This window comes from Bradyrhizobium sp. SZCCHNR2028 (genome assembly GCF_032380995.1).
In the GTDB taxonomy this organism is placed as follows: domain Bacteria; phylum Pseudomonadota; class Alphaproteobacteria; order Rhizobiales; family Xanthobacteraceae; genus Bradyrhizobium.
Genome location: NZ_JAUHJF010000001.1, coordinates 253,880 through 274,667 on the forward strand (window position 1 = coordinate 253,880; position 20,788 = coordinate 274,667).

Here is a 20,788-nt window from a genome sequence, read left to right on the forward strand (position 1 = left end):
TTGTATTATCAGTTGGCCGTCTGCGTAGTAAAATTGACGCTTCTGCATATGACGAAGATAATTTCTTAAAGGCCCTGCAGCACAATGCTCAAGCCGCTCCGCCGCGCGGCCGGATAGCCGGGTGCCGCGCCTGTCACCGATCCCTGGGCAACAGCACCCGGTTATTTGCCGGCGGTCATGTGGCTTCCGGCGGCGGATGGTCGATGCCGAGCGCGGCGCACAGTGGTCCGAGATGTTTCTCGTAGCGGCGCCAGCTTCCGATCGAACGGCGGTAGATCGGCTCGCGCACCTGCATCAAGCTCGCCGTGCGCACCATGCGCTCGGTGCGATGGAAGTCGAGGCAGGCATCCTCCCAGTCGAGCCCGCAATGGGCGAGCACGCGGCGTGACACGCCCTCGAGGTCGTCGACCAGATCCTCGTATTGAACGTCCATCAAGATGCCGGGCGGCAGCACCTGGTGCCAGTGGTCCATCACGCTCTCATAGCCCCGGTAGTAGTGGCCGAGCTCGGTCAGGTCGTAGGCGAAGGGCTGGGCTCCGGTGAACAGCAGCGAGTAGCAGGAGACGCAATTGTCGAGCGGGTCGCGCCGCGTGTTGATGATCCTGGCGCGCGGGAATGCTGCGTGGATCAGCCCGACGAACAGGAAGTTCAGCGGCATCTTGTCGACGATGCGCTCGGCCTCCGGCGCCAGCGTCCGAACGCGGGCTGTGTATTCCTGCCCGATCTTCGTCATCTCCTCGGGTGGCAGAAGCGTGATCAGATCGGGATACGCCGGCACGACCTTCTGGCGGTTGGCGCATTCGCCGACGAGCTCCTTGAAGGTCTCGAGCTCGCCCGCGCCGAAGACCTTGGAATGGCTGGCCAGCACCTGCTCCATCAGGGTGGTTCCAGAGCGCGGCATGCCGACGATGAAGATCGGGGCCCAGGAGTCGTCGCCGTGCCCTTCAACCATGCGAAAGAACTCGGGCGTGAAGCGCGCCGCGACATTTTTCATCATGCCGAGCCGCTGCTCGGAGTCGTAGTCGAAGGTCTTGCGCTTGAGGGTGTTGGCCTTGTGCAGATGCGAGAAGGCCTGGTCGTAGTCCTTCAGGTCGGACAACGCCTTGCCCATCGCGAAATGGGCTGCGATCTGCTTCTCCTGATCGAGCCGGTCGACGCGTTCGAGGAGCTGCCGCAGACTTGGAAGCCGGCTGTCGTCCGGCTTGAACTTCGACATGTTCGCGAGATTGAGGTGGATCGGCGCGTCGTCCGGCGCCAGCTCCAAGGCCTTCTGGAACGCCGCCGTCGCCTCCTCGAAGCGCCCGAGCGCCTGATAGGCAACGCCGAGATTGTTGTAGGAGCCGAAGCGCTCCGGCTTGATCCTGATGGCCAGCAGGTTCTGCTCGATCGACTCCTCGAGCCGGTTGAGCTCGAGGAAGGCGTTGCCGAGATTGCCATAGGCGTCGGCATAGTCGGGCCGACTCGCGATCGCCCGCTTGTAGTGCTCGATGGCACGTTCGCGATGGCCCTGGCGCAGCAGCACGTTGGCGATGTTGTTGTGGGTCTCGGCGTGCTCCGGGTTGAAGTCGAGGACCTTGAGGTAGTGTTTCGCCGCCTCGATGTCCTTGCCCGCCGTATACAGCAGGTTGCCGAGCGCGAAATGCGCGTCCAGGTGCTGCGGCTTGTTGTCGATCGCCCGCCGGAGCAGAGCCATCGCCTCGTCGATCAGGCCCTGGTTCTGCCGGACCATGGCGAAGGCGTAGAAAATGCCGGGATGGCTCGGCGACAGCGACAATGCGGTCTCGTAATGCTGCACCGCTACGTCGTAGCGCCCCGCCGAGGCCTCGACGGCGCCGATGCTGCCATGGGCTTCGGCGGACTTGTCGTTTACCGCCACCGCGCGCTGGAAGTAGTCCTTGGCCTCGTCGAGCCGGTTGGCCGTGGTTGAGATCATCCCGAGGCCGATGAGGGCGTCGAAATTGGCCGGCTGGCCGGCAAGGATCAGCTTGAAGATCTGTTCGGCATCGCTGATTTCGCCGCGGCTCTGCAGCCTCTTGGCGACGGCGACCACGCCGTCTGCCAGCGTCTGCAGTGACGCAAGCCGCGTGGCGTCAAATGGCCGCGAGTCCGTCGTCGGCGTGACCACCGGCGGGGCGACGTTGACGGGCTGAGGCTGCGTCATGCCCGCGATCGCCTCGGCGATCGTCGGTCGCAGGGCCTCGGTGCCCAGCGCATCGAGCAGCGGCTTCAGCCGGTCGCCATACATGCGCCAGCGGCCGACCGATCCGGTGAACAGCGGCTTGCGCACCTGCACCACGCTCGCGGTGTTCACCGGGCGCTCGTTCTCGTGGAAGGAAAGGCAGGCCTCATCCCAGTCCAGCCCGCAATGCGCGACGATCTTGCGGGCATTCGGCTCGAAATCGCGCACGACGTCCTCGTAGGACAGCTCGAGCATGACGCCCTGCGGCAGGACCGCACGCCAATGGCTCATCAGCGCCTCGTAGGCCCGGTAGTAGCGACCGAGCTCGGCGAGGTCGTAGGCGAATGGCTGCGGCTCGGCAAACAGTTGCGTGTAGCAGGACAGGCAGGTGTCGATCGGATTGCGCCGGACGTGAATGATGCGCGCATTCGGCAGCGCGAGATGGATGAGCCCTGCGAACAGGAAGTTCGACGGCATCTTGTCGACGATGCGCTGGGTATTCGCCGGAAGCTCCGTGAAACGCTGGAGATAGGCGCGCGCGAGGGCGGTGACATCGGCATCGGACAGTTGGGCGAGCATCTCCGGATAGTCGCCGCGGGCGCGATCGGTGAAGAGCCCCGCGGCTGCCGCGAAGTAGTTGACCTCGCCGGCGCCATGCACGGCGGGATGGCTGGCCAGGATCTGCTCGATCAGGCTGGTGCCGGACCTGGGCATGCCGATGACGAACACCGGCGCGTGCGATGGATCGCCATGGCCTGCGCGCGCCTTTAGCATGTCCCTGGAGAACACCGCACGGATGCGCTCGATCTGGCGCAGCGTCTGGTTCTCGTCATAGTTGATGCGGCGGCGCTCGAGGGCATTGCCGGCGTTGAGGTGGACCAGCGACCGTTCGCCGTCCTTGATGTCGGCATAAGCCCGCCCGAGGGTGAAGTGCAGGGCGATGCGCGCATCCTCGGTGAGCGTCTCCGATCTCGCGGCCAGATCCTGCAAGGGCGCCCAGCGCGCGTCGTCGACCGCGAACGGCTTGACCACGCCGTAGTTGAGGTGCGTGCCGATACTGCGCGGGTTGACAGCCAGTGCGGATTCGTAGGCACGCGCCGCCTCGTCGAGCCGGCCCACGATCGTCAGGACGCCCGCAAGGTGGTTCATGGTCGTGGTGTCGCCGGGATCGTGCGCAAGAGCGGCCTGATATCCGGCGATGGCCTCGTCGTAGCGCTGCACGTTCCGCAGCGAGTCGGCGCGATTGCGGTGGGCAATGGCGTAGTCTGGTCGCAGCCGCAGTGCCTCGTCATAGTGGGACAGGGCCTCCTCGTGCCGGCCCGCCGACTGCAGCGCATTGGCGAAATTGTTGTGCGCTTCGGGGAAGTCCGGCCGCTCAGTGACGGCTCGCTCGTAGTGGAAAATCGCCCCCGGCCAGCTCTTCATGTCGAGGTGGATATTGCCGAGATTGTAGTGCGCCTCGGCGAGATGAGGGCTCAACGCGAGCGCCTGCTGCAAGGTGCGAATGGCGGCATCCAGTTCGCCCATCGCTTGATGACAGCCCCCGAGATTGAGCAGGACCGTCGGCATCTTGGGCTCGATGGCGAGCGCTCGGGTATAGTGAGCGATGGCTTCCGGATGCCGGCCGAGCTGCCGGCAGGCATCACCGAGACTGCTGGCTGCTGCCGCAAATTGCGGCCTCGCCGCAAGCGCTGCCTCATGATGCGACATCGCTCGCTCGGACTGGCCGAGCCGCTGCAGGGCGAGTCCGAGCGCCTGGTGGAGGTCCGGGTTCGTGCCATCGATGGCAAGCGCCAGTTCGAGGTGCCGGACGGCCGCTGCGGGATCCCCCAGGCCGTACAGCGCGCCGCCGAGCAGCAGGCGGGGCTCGATCGAGGATTCGTCGAGTGCGGCGGCGCGCGCGAAATGCGATGTCGCCTTGGCGAGGTCGCCCAAACTTGCGAACGCCTTTCCGACTGTCAAGTGCAGGTCTGCCGAGTCGCCCGCCGCGTCCGCGGCCCGGTCGAGCAGAGTTCGTGCCTCCTGCGCGTCGCCGAGTTGCAGGCGGACAGTCGCAAGGCTGCACAGGGTCCGGAAATGCCTTGGCTGAAGAGCAAGCACTTTCCGGTAGGCCTCCTCGGCAACCTGCAGAGCGCGACCATCAAGCGTGGACGGGAGTGGCGCGCTGGAGTTGGTCGATGCGGACACGAGTCGGGGGCGGAAGGCGAGTGCTGGCTCGTTCATGATCACAACTGACTGATTGTTCGACGGAAGCAGTTGTCGTGGCGGAATGAAGCGAAACGGAGGCTTGGCGGGGGCCGATCCCGATTGATCGTCTAGAACCCTTCGAGCCGGTGCGGTCGGCGCGCTCCGCGATCTCGCTGCCCGGTCTCGCCAATGTCTTTCGCGCGATCGCCGGCTCTCGCCGGAATGCAACGAAGCCGGTGCAGACCAAGGAGTCTGCACCGGCTTTGATCGGGCGTGTCGTTGGAGGCGTCAGCCCCACATGTGATGCATCGCGTGGTGGTGCGACATGTCCGGACCGCTCGAAGCTGCTGCCGCCGTTGCGGCTGTGGCCGCTGCCGCCGTGTGGTGGCTGCCATGATGGCTATGGTGGCCGCCGCAGTGGTGCGTCGTGGTGGTGTTGTTGTTGCCGCCGGTTGTTCCTCCGCCGGCCGTTCCACCGCCCGTCGTGCCGCCACCGGTCGTTCCGCCTCCCGTGGTGCCTCCGCCGGTGGTGCCGCCTCCCGTCGTGCCACCTCCGCCCATGCCGCCGCCGGGCGTGGTCGGGCTCGCCGGGGCGCCGCCCGTGCCGTTGGCGATGTTCGGATTGGCGCCCGCCGGCATGCCGGTGCCCTGGGCAATGCCATTGACCGCGGTCGCCGTCACGAAGCTCGTCGCGGATGTCACGTAGGCCGATCCGCCGATCGCGATGTTGTTGCCAGCAATGTCTCCGGCATTGCCGATGTAGTTCGCGGCCGCAGCCTTCAACATCGCCTGATCCGTCGCCAGGGCTGCACCCGTGTCGCCGTTCATGATGCCCATCAGCGCCTTGGTGGCCATGATGGTGTCAGACTGTAGAGCTCCGGCGGCGAGCTCGTCGTCGAACCGTCCCTTGAACACCGCTCCCTGCGCCGCATCGAACGCCGCGCCAAAGTTCTGGTAGTTCGTGATCTGGTCGATCAGGGCTTGCGACGCCGCACCTGTTCCATTGGCGACCGCAACCAACTTCGCTCCCAGCGTATTGCCCTCGGCGAGGAACGAGGCCCAGAAATTGGTCTGCGCCTGGTTGTCCTGGAACTTCGTGACGGTCCCGGTCAGGCCGCCGGCCATTTCGGAGAACCCGCCAATGTGACCGGGCGCCCCGGTGCCGCCCGCTGCCGCGTTGAGCGCCGCGTCGTTCTGAAACACGTCGATCATGTCGACGATGTTGTCGGCGGAACCGCGCAGCGCCGTCGGACTGGCCATCGTCTCGGCGACATCGTATTTGTTCAGCTGAAGGTTTGCTTGGCTGAGCAGCGTCATCAGATGAAGTGTCGTCGTTTGGGCAGCAACGGAGGTCTGACCTGCTTCAATCGCGGCGAGCTTCGCCGGGTCATTCAGGATCGCTTGAAGGCCCTGCGTCACGGCCGTGAAATCAGTCTGGATCTGGTTGATGTTGTTGGCGCTCATGCCGCCCAGCGAAAGGTCAGCGACGGCATTGAACACCGTTCCGATGGCGGTCAGGTCGCCCGCTGCCGCTGCAGCAAGATTGGTGGCGCTGTCGTTACCGGCGGGAAGGCTCTGGAACGCCACGTCCATGGCACCCGTGTTGGCCAGGAAGGGAACGTTGTTGAGCGCGGCCGAAAGATGCGCGTCACCCTGGATCTGCGCCAGGATCTGCATCTGCACGTTGTGGATGGTCTGGTCGGCTTCTGCGAGCGTCGCCGGATTGGCCGTCAGCGGGGCGGCGTTGATCAGCGTCGTGAGCTCGTTCGAAACCTGGGTGAGCACCGCGGTGTCGGTCGCGTTGAGCGTGAAGGCCTGACCGCCGACCGTGACCTGGCCGGGATTGGCCAGCATCGCATTGATGTCGTTCTGCACGGCATGCAGGTCGGTGGTGTAGCTGCCGAGGAACGGGTTGGAGTTGCCGCTGTTCTGCGGCGTCGAGAACAGCCCGATCGAGATGCGAGTAGCGTCGTTGAATACGACGCCGGCCTGCACGAGGTCGGTCGACAGGTTGAGCGCAGAGGCGCGAACCAGCAGATTGGACGTGCCATTCGCCAGCGCCGTCGGGTTGAAGGTATTGGCTGCCATTGATCATCTCCCCAAGTTTCAACCCGGCGTCTGCTGCTTGGCGTATCGGCAGCACGCGGGCGTTGATCGGGCTGCGACGTCTCGTTCACCCCTCGCGGAACGGGCGAAATGTCGCAGCCTCAGAGCACCTGGGAATTATTTGCTCCAATGGGGCCAAAAGAAGCGCCGCCGAGTCCTCAAATATGATGTTGTTCGGGCAAATGGCTACTGTCGCAGCCGGGTTACGGCCGCGTCGGAAGGCGGACTAACTCCTTGATTTCCGTCGTGGCATCCCTGTAACACCGTCGCTCAGCGACCCTTCGACGCACGGTGCAGACAAGAAGTTGCCCCGATCTTGGGGCCTATCATCGATCTCTCCTTAGAAAAGTTCCAGCGTGACGGGCGCGCTCGGCGCGGAGAACATGCATCTTCGCGAATCTCGAGAAGCTCCTTCATTCAGGCCGCGTCATCTCTTCTCCTCGTTGAACTAATCGTCGTTCTCGTTCGCCCGGGAGCGTTGACCTGATCTGGTTGCTCCCGGGTATCTGATTCTGCCGCAGTTGCTGCGGCTGCTTCGTCCTGCCGTGTCAACCCCACATGTGATGCATGGCGTGGAGATGCGACATGTCGGGCCCGGCAGCCGCGGCCTGGCTCGTATGCGCGCCCTGGCTGTGATCGTGATGATGGTGATGATCGCTGTGATGCGTGGCGTTGCTGCCGTTGTTGGCCGTGGTGCCCGCCGACGTTCCGCCAGCCGCCGTTGTTCCGCCGGTCGACGTGCCTCCGGTCGCCGCGGTGCCGCCGGCCGCGGCGCCGCCAGCGGCGGTGGTTCCTGCCGCCGCGGTGCCGCCGGTGCCGTTGGCCAGGTTCGGTGTCGCGGTGACCGGAATGGTGCCGTGCGCGGTACCCTTAATTGAGGTCGCCGCCGAGACCGTCGTGGCCGTCCCAACATAGGTGCCGCCATTGACGGGAATGTTGTTGCCGGAGACGTCCATGGCGTCCGCCGCAAAGCCCTGGCCGGCAGCGGCGATCATCGCCTTGTCCGCCGCGAGTGCTGCGCCGGTGTCGCCGTTGAGGATGCCCTGCAGGCCCTTCACGGCACCGGCCGTGTCAGCTTCGAGCGTGCCGCTGAGCAGTTCGTTGTCGAACCGTCCCTGGAACACGGCGCCCTGGGCGGCGTCGAAATTGGCGCCGAACTGCTGGTAGTTCTGGATCTGCGTGATCAGGGCCGCACTCGCCTGCGCGCCGCCGGTCGAGATTTTCTGCAGCGTCGCGTTGATGGTGTTGGCCTCGGCCAGGAATGCGGCCCAGAAATTCGTCTGTGCCTGGTTGTCCTGGAATTTGGTGACCGTCCCCTTGAGCCCGCCCGGATCCTCGGCAAAGCCGCCCGCATGGCCGGCGTTGCCGTTGCCACCTGCCGCCATGTTGAGGTTGGTGTCGCCCTGGATGATGTCGATGATGTCGAGCAGGTTGTCGGCAGTGCCGCGGAGAGCGGCCTGATTGCCGGTGGTCGCAGCCTGATCATACTTGCCCAGCTGCAGGTTGATCTGGCCGAGCGCAGTCTGCAGATGGATCGTCGTCAGCGCCGCGGCGTTGGCCGTCTCGCCAGCCTCGATCTGCGCGAGCTGGGTCTTGTTGTTGAGGATGGCGGTCAGTCCGTGCTGGACGGCGGTGAAGTCCGCGGCCACCTCGGCAAGGTTACCGGTGTTGATGCCGCCCGAGGCGACCTCGACGGCCTTGTTGAAGACCAGACCAACGTCCTTCAGGCTGTTGCCGGCGGTAGCGGCGGCAAGACTCGCCGGATCGTCCGCGCCCGCGGGCGACGTCTGGAAGGCGACGTCCTGGCCGCCGGTATTGGCGAGGAAGGGGACGTTGTTCAACGCGTTCGCCAGATGCGCGTCGTTGTGGATTTCGCCGAGGATTTCCTGCTGCAGCGCATGAATGGTCTGGCTGGCCGCGGCCTGTGTGGTGGCGTTCGCAAATTGTCCCGCGGCCTGCAGCAGCGTGCCCAACTGGCCCTCGACATTGGTGAGAACCGCCGTATCGGTGGCGTTCAACGCGAAGGTATGCCCGCCGAGCGTGACCTGGCCCGGATTGGCGAGCATCGCGGCGATGTCGGTCTGCACCGCGGTGATGTCGGCCTGGTAGCTGCTCAGGAAGGTCGGCGAGTTGCCGCTGTTGGCGAGACTGAAGAGACCGAGCGAGGCGCGCACCGCGTCGTTGAAGACGACGCCAGCCTGCACCAGATCGGTCGAATGCTGGATCGCCGTGGCACGGGTCAAGAGGTTCGACGTGCCGTTGGCAAGCGCGGTCGGGCTGAAGTTCACCGGCGTGGCGCCGCCAGCCGGCGGCGTCGACGATGAGCCGCCGGTGCCGTTGGCAATGTTCGGGGTTGCCGTCACCGGGATCGTGCCTTGGGCCAGGCCGTGCACCGACGTGGCCGTCGAGACCGTGGTCGCCGAGCCGACATAGGTCGCGCCGCCGATGGCGATGTTGTTGCCGGAGACGTCCATGGCGTCGGCCGCGAAGCCCTGGCCGGCAGCGGCGAGCGCCGCCTTGTCGGCCGCCAGCGCCGCGCCGGTGTCGCCGTTCAGAATGCCCTGCAAGCCTTTCACGGCGGCCGCCGAGTCGGCTTCCAGCGTGCCGCTGAGCAGCTCGTTGTCGAAGCGGCCACGGAAGACGTTGCCTTGGGCGGCGTCGAAATTGGCGCCGAACTGCTGGTAGTTCTGGATCTGCGTGATCAATGCCGCGCTGGCTTGCGCGCCACCGGTCGAAATCTTCTGCAGGGTTGCGTTGATGGTGTTGGCTTCGGCCAGGAATGCGGCCCAGAAATTGGTCTGCGCCTGGTTGTCCTGGAACTTGGTGACCGTGCCGGTCAATCCGCCGGGATCCTCCGCGAAGCCGCCGGCATGGCCGGGCATTCCGTTGCCGCCGGCCGCCGTGTTCAGATTGGCGTCGTTCTGGATGATGTCGATGCTGTCGAGCAGATTGTCCGCGGTGCCGCGCAACGCGGCCTGATTGCCGGTCGTCTCCGCCTTGGCATACTGGTTGAGCTCGAGGTTGACCTGTCCGAGTACCGTCTGCAGATGGATGGTCGTCAGCGCGGCTGCATTCGCCGTCTCGCCTTTCTCGATTTGCGCGAGCTGGGTCTTGTTGTTGAGGATGTTGGTGAGACCTTGCGAGATCGCGGTGAGGTCGGTCGTGACCTCCTGAAGGTTGCCGGTGTGGATGCCGCCGGAGGCGAGGTCGACGACCTTGTTGAAGACGAGGCCGACGTCCTTCAGCGTGTTGCCTGCGGTCGCAGCGGCCAAGGTCGCCGCATCATCGGCACCGGCCGGCGTATTCTGGAAGCCGACGTCCTGGCCGCCGGTGTTGGCGAGGAAGTTGACCTTGTTGAGCGCGCCGGACAGATGCGCGTCGCCGTTGATCTCCTGCAGGATCTCCTGTTGGACCGCGTGCAGCGTCTGATCCGCGGCTGTGATCGTCGCAGCATTCGTGGTCTGCGGTGCGGCCGTGAGCAGCGTCGAGATCTGCGCCTGCACGTTGGAAAGAACGGCGGTGTCGGTCGCGTTCAGCGTGAAGGCCTGGCCGCCCAGGGTCACCTGGCCGGGATTGGTGAGCATCGCGGCGATGTCGTTCTGTACGGCGTGGAGGTCGGTCGTGTAGCTGCCGAGGAACGGGTTCGAGTTGCCGCTGCCGGCCTGTGAGAACAGGCCGAGCGAGGCGCGCACTGCATCGTTGAACACCACGCCGGCCTGGACGAGGTCGGTCGACATGTTGAGCGCTGAGGCGCGCACCAGCAGGTTCGACGTTCCGTTGGCCAGCGCCGTCGGGTTGAAGGTGTTGTTCGCCATAGATCATCTCTCCCCAAGTTCATCCGACGCCCGGCAGGGCCCCGTACCGAAACTGGCCAGACGATGCGGAAGCGCATCGGCCCTGCGTCGGACGTGCTGCGCGCCGCGCCTCACGCCCGTGCGCTTCTGTGCCGCGCGCTTTTCTGACGCGCGTTACTTTGTCGCACCTCGCTATATGCTCGGAGCAATCGGGCCAAAAAAGGCGTGGGGGAGTCCGCAATTATGTTGTTCTCGAGACATCGCGGATCTGTGACGGATGCGCCGCGATCGCGTGCTAAGTGATTGATTTTTGGTGGCAAGCGGCAAACGCGAGGGGGCGCGATCGGGCGCGAGCTGCATGTTGTCGTCAAGATGCTGCCTGCATCTCGCCGGTGAGTGGCCGGTCTCCAGAAGTCAGCCGTAGGGTCTGTCAGACGTTGTCAAGGCTGCCCGGCGACACTTGCGCGCGGCCTTGCCGCAGGGCCATCGCTGGAAAAATGCCACGATGGATCATCCGTCCGGGTGAGCTTTAAGGTGAAGGCGTGGCGGCCGGCCAACCGCGCCGAACGCTGTTCAGGACGGCGGCGCAGCCTGGCGCTGCGCCAGGAGCGCAGTCCTGATCTTCTGCAGCAGCGCGGTGTAGAGCTGATTCCAGGCCGGATCATTCTGCCCGTTCGCGTCCAGCCCTTGCTTGGTCAGGCCGAGGCTGATCCGGTAGACGGCGAGGGCGCCGTCGATGTTGCCGAGCGGAACGAAGGCATCGCCCAGATTCTGGTAGGAGTTTGCAAGAGTCTGCTGCAGCAACGGATCGTTGGAGGCACTGTTGGCGAGGTGGGTAATCAGCGCGGTGTTGGCGCGACGCTGATCGAAGGCTTCGGCATGCCGGCCCTGGGCGGCGAGCACGTCCGCCAGCAGAGCATGGCACCAGGCGAGATCGCGCTGGAAGCTGAGATTGCCGCGGTGTGCTGCGGTCAGCTTTTGAACGATGGCGAGGCTGGCGGAATAGGCGGCATGCGCGGCCTCGAGGTTTCGCTGAACGAACAGCACGGCGCCGATGCGGTTCAAGGCGACCGAGAGGTTGCGTTGAAGCCCGGCGTCGTCCGGATTGGCTCCGGTCAGGTGTCTGACGATGGCGATGCTCTGCTTGTAGTTCTGCAAGGCCTCCATCAGATCGCTGGCGGTGGCGGCGCGATCGCCTTCCGCGATCCCGGCGGCAGCCTGATCCAGCAGTCTGCCGGCGGCGACCGTGACGCCGACCGCAAGGCCCCCGTGGGGAACGTCGCCGCGCGGCTGCGCCAGCAGTGCGGCGAGCGCGACCGGCTCGTCGCTCTCTACGGAGTCCTGCGCAGACTCTGCCCTGGAGGTTCGCTGCCGATCAAAGGGCGCAGGCGGCGTCTGCTGCTGAGAGGTGCGCGGTTTCGGACGCAATCCCTGTCCGAAGCCGGGAATTCGAAGCAACATGCCCTCGACCTGCGCGGCCGTGATCAGGCGCGTGCATTCGAACTGTCGAGGCGTGCCCTGCCATCGCGGGCACCACAGAAAGTCCTCATGGTCGAAGCGATGACGGACATCATTCCAGCAACTGTTGCAGGCGTGACGGTTGATGACCCGATAGGGGGTCGCAAACTCGTTGGTCGGATGAGTGAAGCCGCTGATCAGCACGACCGGAGTGCCGACAGCCCAGGCCAGCCATGACAGCCCCGAGGAAAGGCCGATGAAGAACGCGGCGTGCTTGAGCCAGCGGGCGCGCTCGGGTAACGGCCGGTCACCGGTCTGATCCTCGGCTGCGGCGGGAATTTGCGTTCGGAAAGCGCCGTGGCTGCGCGCCGCGGTCTGATCGATGCAGATCACGCGATAGCCGGTCGCGCGCAGGAAATCGACGAGGCTCTGCCAGCCCTCAGGATTGTTCCAGTGCTTGCACGCGGTCGTCGCCTGCACCGCGATGCAGACATAGGGCTCCTCGATGGGACGGCTGTCTTCGCTCAGTGCGACGCGCGGCGGCTGCTCGGCCGGATCGACGCCGAGGATATGAGCGGCCGTCCGATGCAGGCCGACCTGCCGGAAATCACAGGGCTGATGGACCAGCTCGGCATCGTCGAAGAACAGCGCGACCGAGTAGGTGGCGTAGTATCGCTCCGCCTGGACCATCTCGTGGCTGAGGAACGTGATGTCAGGGTAGGCGGCGCGGAACAGCGGGATCAGCGGCTCGCCCATAGCACAGCTCAGGCGGCACCGATGCAGGTCCTTGAACCTCACCGCATAGCCCATCCAGCCGATGATGTCGCCGATCGTGCCGACCGGGAACTGGATCAGGACGTCTCGGTCGGTGGCATCATAGTCGTGGCACAACAGCAGCTCGGGCCCTGACCAGACTTCGAGCCTGAACCGGACGAAATAGCGCTTGCTACTGTTGACGTGCCCTGAACGCAGGTCGATGTCGAACAGGACGTTGGTGGTCTCGAGATCGCTCAGCCGGACGCGCCAGGGGTGTCCGGTGTCGGGGAGCATCACGCGGCAGCCGTCGTTGAAATCGAAGCGCAGCCCCTGGGGACCCTCCTGGGTCGGCACGGCCGCTGGCGGCGGCAGTCGCGGCTTGCGTGCGTGATCAGACGCCTCGGTGCGGGCGCCAGGCTGGGCGTCGGCGGGTAACGCACGTGTCGGCACCATCGCCGGGTCCGAGGTGCGGGGAAAATTTGCAACGTTCATGTTGAGGTGCTGACGCGGTCTGCGTTCATTCGTGTGCGATGACGCCGACCGCGGCTGTTCGGGCCTTGTTACTCCACGAAGGCGCGGCGCCACTGATCGAGAACCGGCTTCATCAGATAGCTGAGCATCGTCCGGCTGCCGGTTTGAACATAGACTTCGGCCTGCATGCCGGGCATCAGGTTGACGTTGCCAAGCCGCTTGCGCTCCTCGTCGGACAGCGTGATCCTGACCGTGTAGAAGGTGGAGCCGGTTCGCGGGTCATTGGTGATATCAGGCGACACGAACGAGACCTGGCCGCTCAATTTCGGCGTGGTGCGCTGGTTGAAGGCGTTGAAGTGGACCATCGCATCCTGCCCGGTGTGAACGTGATCGATATCCTTGGGCTGGACGTGCCCTTCGACCTGCAGTTCGTCCGAATCGGGGACCAGCTCCATGACGGTCTCACCCGGCTTGATGACGCCGCCGATGGTGTGGATCGCGAGCTGGTGGATGGTGCCGGAGTTCGGCGCGCGCATCTCGATGCGATCGAGTTGGTCGCGCGCGGCGACGCCCTTCTCGACCAGATCGCCTTCCTTGGCCTGGGACTCGCTGAGGTCCTTGACCACCTCGCTGCGGAAATCCTGATCGATCTTGACGGTCTGGAGCTCGGCTTCGCTGATCTTGGATCTCGTCTCCGCCACGCTGGACACCAGCTGGCCGCGTTCACCGTCGATCCGAGCGGCTTCCCGCTGCAGCGTGGTCAGTCGCGTCAGCGGAACGAGCCGTTTGTCATAGAGCTCCTGCACGCCGGCCAACTCGCCCTTGATCAACTCGATCTGCTTGTTCTTGGATTCGAGCTGAGACTCCATACCGCTGATCTCGTTGTTCAGCTGGACGATGCGGCCTTGCAGCAGCTCCTTCTGGCTCTTGCGGGTCGTGGCACGGGCCTTGAACAGCGCGTTCTCCGACGCGATGACGGTGCGGACATTTGGATCGTCCTGACGTGAGGTCAGCGTGGACGGATAGTCCGGTTGATCGAGACCGTCACGCTCGGCCGAGAGCCGTGCAATCTTGGCGCGCTGTTCGTTCAATTGCTTGGTGATCGCCTGGAGCTGGGCCTGGCTCTGAGTGGCGTCGAGCCGCACGAGCAGATCGCCCGCTGCGACGCGCTTGCCGTTGTCGACCTTGATCTCGGCGACAATGCCGCCGGTCGGATGCTGAATGGCTTTCACGTTGGATTGCACCACGAGATTGCCGGGGACCACGATCGCGCCGGCGAGCGGCACGAGGGTCAGCCAACCGCCGCCGAGAACGCCGGCGACAAGCAGCACCCGCATGCCGAGACGCAGCTCGTTCTCGAACATGCGGCTGACGCGCGGCACCAGCGATTCGTCCGAGCCGTCGTCGAGATCGGCCGCCGTTCCTTGCGTCGCAATGAAGGTCATGCCAGTGGTCAAGGCCGTGCCGGCGGTGCCGACCAGGCGGCCGACTCGGGTTTGCGGAACGACAGGCGCATGCGCCAGGCGGGCAGGGAGGTTCTGCTGTCCCATCGGCCGCGGCGCACCGACGCCGAAATTGCCGTCGCGTCGCGCATCCTGCAGGTCGAGCAGGGGTGCCGAATTGCCGCCCGCCATGCGTGCAGGCGGATTGCGCTGGGGTGGCGACAGCTCCGGCTCGTAGCCACGCATCGGTGCGGGCTGCTGCCAGTCCATCTCGCGGATGCCTTCACCCCGGCGTGCCCGGGGCGCCTGGGCGCCGAGACCGAACAGCGACAGCGACGCACCGAGGGCGCGGCCCATGGTGCTGCCCTTCTTCTTCGAGCGCGGCTTTGGCCTGACTTGCGACGGCGGCGGACGCCGGCGCTTCTTGCCGCCGTCACGTGCGGCGCGGCGCTGCCGCGGGTCCTCGTCCGAGCCGTCGTCGAATGCGCCCTGCAGCCGCTGCAGTTCGAGAATCAATGCATCGCCCTGCGGACCGACGGCGCGGGTCTTCGGTCGCACATAGTCGTCGTCGTCGAAGGGCCTGAAGTCGTTGATGTGTTTCATTGATCAAGCGCTTTCTGCTGGGGCGGCGCGACGAAGCGAGCGGGCGTTCGGATTTGGCGCCGCTGCCGGAGCTGCAACCCTGGGCGGAGCAGGAGCATGCGCGACGGCAGGTCCCGCGGCCTTGTTGGCCCCGGCGACGCGGGCAAAGATCTCCTGGCAGGGCCCGAATGCGATCGCCTTGCCCTCGTACAGCACCAGCGCCACGTTGAGCGCATTCAGCGCGCTGGGACGGTGTGAGATCACGATCACGATGCTCTGATTCTGTTGCCGCATGATCTGAATGGCGCGGCTGAGCGCGTTCTCGCCGTCGGTGTCCAGATTGGCATTTGGCTCGTCGAGGACGATGAGAAACGGATCGCCATACACCGCGCGGGCCAGACCCACGCGCTGCCGCTGACCGGCCGACAGCGACATGCCGCCTTGGCCGATTCGCGTCGAATAGCCTTCCGGCAGCCGCAGGATGATGTCGTGCACGCCGGCGATCTGCGCCGCCTTCAGAATCGCATCCGAGCTCGCATTCTCGTCGAAGCGGCAGATGTTGTCGGCGATGCTGCCATCGAACAGGGCAACGTCCTGCGGCAGGTAGCCGATGTGGCGGCCGAGATCCTCGTTGCTCCATTGGTCGAGCGCTGCGCCGTCGAGGCGGACGGAACCATGCTGTGCAGGCCAGATGCCGACCAGCGCCTTCGAGAGTGAGGTCTTGCCGGAGGCACTCGCGCCGAGCAGTGCCAGACCCGTGCCTGCCTTGATCGAGAACGACACGTTTTGAACAATCGGCCGGTCGGTGCCCGGCGCGGTGACCGTCAGCTCCTGTACGGTCAGCTCGCGGAACGGGCGGGGCAACGCGACCGGCGGCGCTTCCGGCCTGGCGGTGGCCTTGCAGATATCGCGCAGACGCGCGATGCCCTGGCGCGCGGCGACCAGCTGTTTCCAGCTGCCAAGTGCGATCTCGATCGGGGCGAGCGCGCGGCCCATCAGGATCGACGAGGCCATCATCACGCCGCCGGAGGCCTGCTCGGAGACGACGAGCGCCGCGCCGATGCCGAGCATGCCCGACTGCAGGATGAAGCGCAGCACTTTCGCGGCGGCCCCGAGATTGGCGTAGACATCGCTCGCGCGAATGTTGTCCTTCAGATAGCGCTCGTTGACGGCGTTCCAGCGTGCCGAGAAGCGATCCAGCATTCCGAGCGCGCGAATCACCTCTGCATTGCGCTGGGTAGCATCGGCGAGAACCTGCCGTGCGGCGCTCGTATCGCTGGCGGATTTGCTCGCCTGACGCGACAACCGGTCGGTCACCAGCGTCATCGAGATGATTCCGACCGTGCCGATGACGGCCGTGATGCCGATCAGCGGATGAAACAGAAACATGCCGATCAGGAAGATCGGTATCCATGGCATGTCGAGAAAGGCGGTCGGTCCCATGCTCGACATGAAGGCGCGGAGCTGGTCGAGATCGCGCAGTGGCTGCTGCATCAGCATCGGCTTGGTGCCGCGCAGGGGCAGGGTGGCCAGAGCGTGATGAATCGCGTCCTGCAAGCTCGCGTCGAACACGGTCGCCACCCGGCACAGCATGCGGGTGCGCAATGCGTCGAAATAGCCTTGAATCAGATAGACGACCAGAATCATCACCGACAGGCCGACGAGCGTGGCGAGATTTTTGCTCGGAACGACGCGATCATTGACCTGCATCATATAAACCGAGCCCGAGAGCATCAGGATGTTGATGACGCCGCTGAACACGCCGATGCCGGCCATGCGTTTGACAGCCTGGCGCAACCCGCGCGTCACCGGATCGTCGCTTCCCGAGAGAAGGTCGTTGAGGGCAGCCGCGGCTTTCGTTCTCGGGCGGTCTTGAGCCAGACTCATCCAGGCGCGTCTCCCAAAACACAGTGCTTCACTCCGCGCTATTGACAGTCGATACCGACGATTTTCCGGCAACAATTGGACACGTGGGCAATTCTGTCGCAGCGACGGGGGTACACGACCGGTGCGAGGTACAATGCGCCGGGCCGGCTCTGAAAAGTTGTGGCGTCGCTCAGCGCGATCGGGTCTGCGCGAAATCTGTCCGCGATCGTCGATAGTTGCAGCGTGATAACAGCCATCGGCATGCGACGCGCGTCACACATTCGTCCGTCTATCACCTTGGTTCCGTACTCATTGGTCGCGGTCCGGGCCGAATGACGCCACGAAGGCGAATAAATCTTCCTGCGGTGCAACGCACAGGCGTTGTCATCTCGATCATGCGGTATTCGATGATGGTGCTGAGAACGATCATGATGGCGGCGGCAACACGAGGGCGTGCGGCTCCGCGCACCAATCCAAGACGTGCAATCAGCTCAGCCGGCCATGGTGGCCGACGATGTGTTCTATCATCGAACGTGCGGCCGCTGTGGAACCAGTGACCCGTCCAGCATCGGGCGCACGAGATCAACATCAACTCGAGGGAGGACGAAGCAGATCAGTCCGCGGGTGATCCGAGCAACTCGTCACCGGCTCGGGCCGCGGCAGCTGATCGACCATAGGCGTGATCCAACCGATCACGTTCAAGCGTAGCGGGGCAACGATTGGGTGCAGAACGGCGCTGTGACGCCGAAGTCGGACGAAGTTGCTCACTTAGTAAAGCGTATCCGGGGGACGACAAAGTTGCTGGACGACATCACCATCGAGACGCGTGATGCGGGAATGGATTCGGGTCGAGGGGCGGCCTGCAGGGTTGAATACCTAATCATCCCGCGCCGGATCGATCCGCTGAGACGAAATACGGTCGCCGGGTCGGCGGTGAATCGCGCCGATCGCGTGCGCGCAGCTCTGGAGGCGCACGCATGAAGATCCGCAAGACCGACTATGGAACGATCATCCTGCACTGGACCCTGGTTGGGGCCACTGTGATCGCCTTCATGACAGGGCTTCGCATGGCGACCGAAGCGCCTGGACACGCGTGGATCGCCAACAATCTCGACTGGCTGCTGCCCCGGCACCGGACCTGGACCTGGCACATGCCGGCTGGGGTCGTGCTCGCGAGCGTGGCCCTCGCCTACATGATCTATATCTCGAAGTCAGGGCTCGGTCGCCGCGTCACCATCGACAAGATGCGCTTCAAGGGCTTGCTCGGCCGCCGGCCGGCGCGGCTGGGATCGATCAGTGTGATGCTGCACTGGGTGCTTTTCATCTCCATGGCGATCCTGATCGTCACCGGAGGGATGCTCTTCTTCGGCGTGGCCTCCGGCTACGTCACCATGATGATCCACTGGTACGCGACCTGGGTGATCCCGGCCTTCGTGGTGCTGCACGTCCTGGTTCACTTCAGCATCGGCGGAAAGATGCAGCTCTATCGCGTGTTCCGGCCGGCGCCCTTGCCGCCCCCGCCGCCGAAGCTCGATCCCGTCGAGCTCCTCACGATGCTGGTCGAGCAGTCGGAAAAGCTGGAGGAGGCGGAGGCGCCTCCGAAGAGGCCGGCGCCCGCTGCGCGGCCTGCAGCGCGTGAGCCGATGCCGGCGCCGCGGCGCATGGAGGAGCCGATGCGGGCGCGCTCCGAGCCGCGCGTGCCGCCAGGCCGTATGCGTCCGCCGCCGGCACCTGCCAAGGGCAATTCCCGCCGCCGCAATCCGAGCTTCCAATCCAACCCGTTCATGGTCGCGATCGCCGCAGCCATCGTGATCGGTTCGGCGATGTTCGCCGCCGACTACTACGCCGAGGACACCGTCACGGTGTACCGGATTGCCACGTCCGATGCGCCGACCCTCGACGGCGATTCGTCGGATCGTGTCTGGCGCAACATCCAGCCGCACATGGTCACGACCAACCAGGGCGACAATTTCGACGGTACCGGCGAATCGCGGGTGTGGATCAAGGCAGCGCATGACGGCACGTGGGTCTACTTCCTCGTCATCTGGGAGGATCCGACGCGGTCGTTGAAGCAGCTGCCGCTGATCAAGAAGGCGGATGGCTGGCATCTCCTGCAGAACGGATTCGACAAGGGCGACGAGAACGACTTCAACGAGGACAAGTTCTCGCTGTTGTTCACGACGCTGCCGATCACCTTGGCCGCGGACCGAACGTTTCACATGAGCTCGCAGCCGATGCCGGACAAGCCGCCGACCCTGTCCGGTCGCGGCATCCACTACACGCCGGCGCCGAATCTCTATGCCGACGCCTGGCTGTGGAAGGCGACGAGCGGCGGCCCGACCGGATGGATGGACGATGATCATTTCGGTCCGCCTGCGGAGCCGACACCGGATCAGGTCAAGGGACTCACGCCCTACAAGGGCGGGTTCGCATCGGATCCGGGCACCGCGAACTATTCGGACAATTTCGTGATCGACAGGGAGGCCGCAAGACTAGGGAATCGGGGTGTGAGACCGAAGCGTCTTCCGAAGGACATCGCCGCGATGACCGCGGCGATGGGCGAGATCAATCTCGATCCGAACATCGGCGAGAGTGAAGGCGCACGCTGGTTCATGACGGAGGCCGAATCCGTGCCGTATTCGGCCGAGGCGGATGCGCAGACGCCGATCGGGACCGTCGTGCCCGGTGTTCTCGTCAGCGGCGAGTTCACCGGTGATCGCGCGGACATCCGTTGCGCAGCGCGTTGGGCCGCGGGCCATTGGACGCTCGAAATTGCCCGCAAAATGGACACGAAAAGCAAGTACGACGTTCCGATCAAGAATGGCGTGTTCATGCGTGTCGCAGCGTTCGACCATACCCAGATCAGACATACGAGGCAGATCCGGCCTATGCGACTTGAGGTGCAGTGATGGGTAAGATTTGCAAAATCCAGTACAACAGGGAAACGTTCTACGCGAATGTGGGCGATATCCTGCTCGACGGCGCCATCAACAGCGGCGTGGATCTGCCCCATGACTGCCGCAGCGGAATCTGCGGATCCTGCAAAGTGACGGTCGTCGACGGCAAGCTGTTCGGCGGCATGGAAGGCGACATGGCGCATGCGTGCCAGGCGCGTGTGGTGTCCGACCTGAAGATCATCACGGAGCCCGTGCCGGACACGGTGACGATGAATTGCGAGGTGGGTGATCTCGTCCGGCTCGCGCCCGATGTCGTCGGTGTCACCATCGAGATGCCGAAGCCGCTGCGATTCTTCCCCGGGCAATACGCCAAGGTCCAGTACCGCGGTTTTCCGACGCGTTGCTACAGCCCGACCTATCCGATGGTCGGCGCGCCTGACAGCCATCTGCTGTATCTGCACATCCGCATCCTGAAGGATGGCTTGGTGTCGTCGGCGCTTGGCCGCGACATCCAGGTCGGCCATCGCGTCAAGCTGACGGCGCCGCTGGGCACTGCGTTCTTCCGGCAGAAGCATCGCGGTCGAATCATCCTGGTCGCGAGCGGCACGGGCTTTGCCCCGATGTGGGCGATCGCGGTCGCCGCCATCACCGAAAATCCGAAGCGCGAGATCGTCTTCATCGTTGTGTCGCGCACCTTGCAGTCGTTCTACATGCATCAGGCGCTGTGCCGGCTCGCGCGCTTCCCGAACGTGAAGATCATCCCGATCGTGTCGGAGCCGCAGAACGTCTCGCCGGCGATTCGCAGCGGCCGGCCGACCGAACACATGCCGGAGCTCACACCGAACGACGTCGTCTACACCTGTGGCGCGCCGGCCATGACGGAGGCGGTTGCGAAGATGGCGCGCGGGGCCGGAGCGAAGTGTCACTGCGATCCGTTCGTATCATCGGCGCAGCCCTCCGAGTCGAGCGGCGGACTCATGAATCGGCTGGTCGGGTGGCTCGACAGCCAGCGCGGCCGGCCGGCCATGTTCCAGCCGGCGGAATGAGATC

Annotated in this window: 9 protein-coding genes; 3 read left to right on the top strand and 6 right to left on the bottom strand. The window is 64.8% G+C overall.

Going from position 1 to position 20,788, the window contains the following annotated elements:
- Positions 1 to 175: 175 nt before the first annotated feature.
- From QX121_RS01230 to QX121_RS01255, 6 genes are all read right to left on the bottom strand, one after another.
- Positions 176 to 4,402, bottom strand: a complete 4,227-nt coding sequence (locus tag QX121_RS01230; RefSeq protein WP_315810953.1) for a sulfotransferase — start codon at positions 4,400 to 4,402, stop codon at positions 176 to 178.
- A gap of 252 nt (positions 4,403 to 4,654) precedes the next feature.
- A complete protein-coding gene (locus QX121_RS01235; protein ID WP_315810954.1) occupies positions 4,655 to 6,454 on the bottom strand; it encodes a hypothetical protein in 1,800 nt (599 codons plus the stop codon).
- 566 nt (positions 6,455 to 7,020) lie between these two features.
- Positions 7,021 to 10,287: a hypothetical protein gene (locus QX121_RS01240; RefSeq protein WP_315810955.1), complete on the bottom strand. Its 3,267-nt coding sequence runs from the start codon at positions 10,285 to 10,287 to the stop codon at positions 7,021 to 7,023.
- Between the two features lie 552 nt (positions 10,288 to 10,839).
- Positions 10,840 to 12,972, bottom strand: a complete 2,133-nt coding sequence (locus QX121_RS01245; protein ID WP_315810956.1) for an autotransporter strand-loop-strand O-heptosyltransferase — start codon at positions 12,970 to 12,972, stop codon at positions 10,840 to 10,842.
- Positions 12,973 to 13,040: 68 nt separating this feature from the next.
- A complete protein-coding gene (locus QX121_RS01250) occupies positions 13,041 to 14,996 on the bottom strand; it encodes an HlyD family type I secretion periplasmic adaptor subunit (protein WP_315810957.1) in 1,956 nt (651 codons plus the stop codon).
- 3 nt (positions 14,997 to 14,999) lie between these two features.
- Positions 15,000 to 16,862, bottom strand: coding sequence for a type I secretion system permease/ATPase (locus tag QX121_RS01255; protein ID WP_315738087.1), 1,863 nt, complete (start codon positions 16,860 to 16,862; stop codon positions 15,000 to 15,002).
- 777 nt (positions 16,863 to 17,639) lie between these two features.
- Between QX121_RS01255 and QX121_RS01260 the strand changes: the two genes are divergently transcribed.
- The 3 genes from QX121_RS01260 to QX121_RS01270 are packed head-to-tail and all read left to right on the top strand — an operon-like array spanning position 17,640 to position 20,784.
- Complete coding sequence (locus QX121_RS01260; protein WP_315738086.1) at positions 17,640 to 17,822, top strand: hypothetical protein; 183 nt, start codon at positions 17,640 to 17,642, stop codon at positions 17,820 to 17,822.
- Complete coding sequence (locus QX121_RS01265; RefSeq protein WP_315810958.1) at positions 17,819 to 19,750, top strand: ethylbenzene dehydrogenase-related protein; 1,932 nt, start codon at positions 17,819 to 17,821, stop codon at positions 19,748 to 19,750. The genes QX121_RS01260 and QX121_RS01265 overlap by 4 nt, the downstream gene beginning before the upstream one ends.
- Positions 19,750 to 20,784, top strand: a complete 1,035-nt coding sequence (locus QX121_RS01270) for a 2Fe-2S iron-sulfur cluster-binding protein (protein ID WP_315738084.1) — start codon at positions 19,750 to 19,752, stop codon at positions 20,782 to 20,784. The genes QX121_RS01265 and QX121_RS01270 overlap by 1 nt, the downstream gene beginning before the upstream one ends.
- Positions 20,785 to 20,788 lie beyond the last annotated feature (4 nt).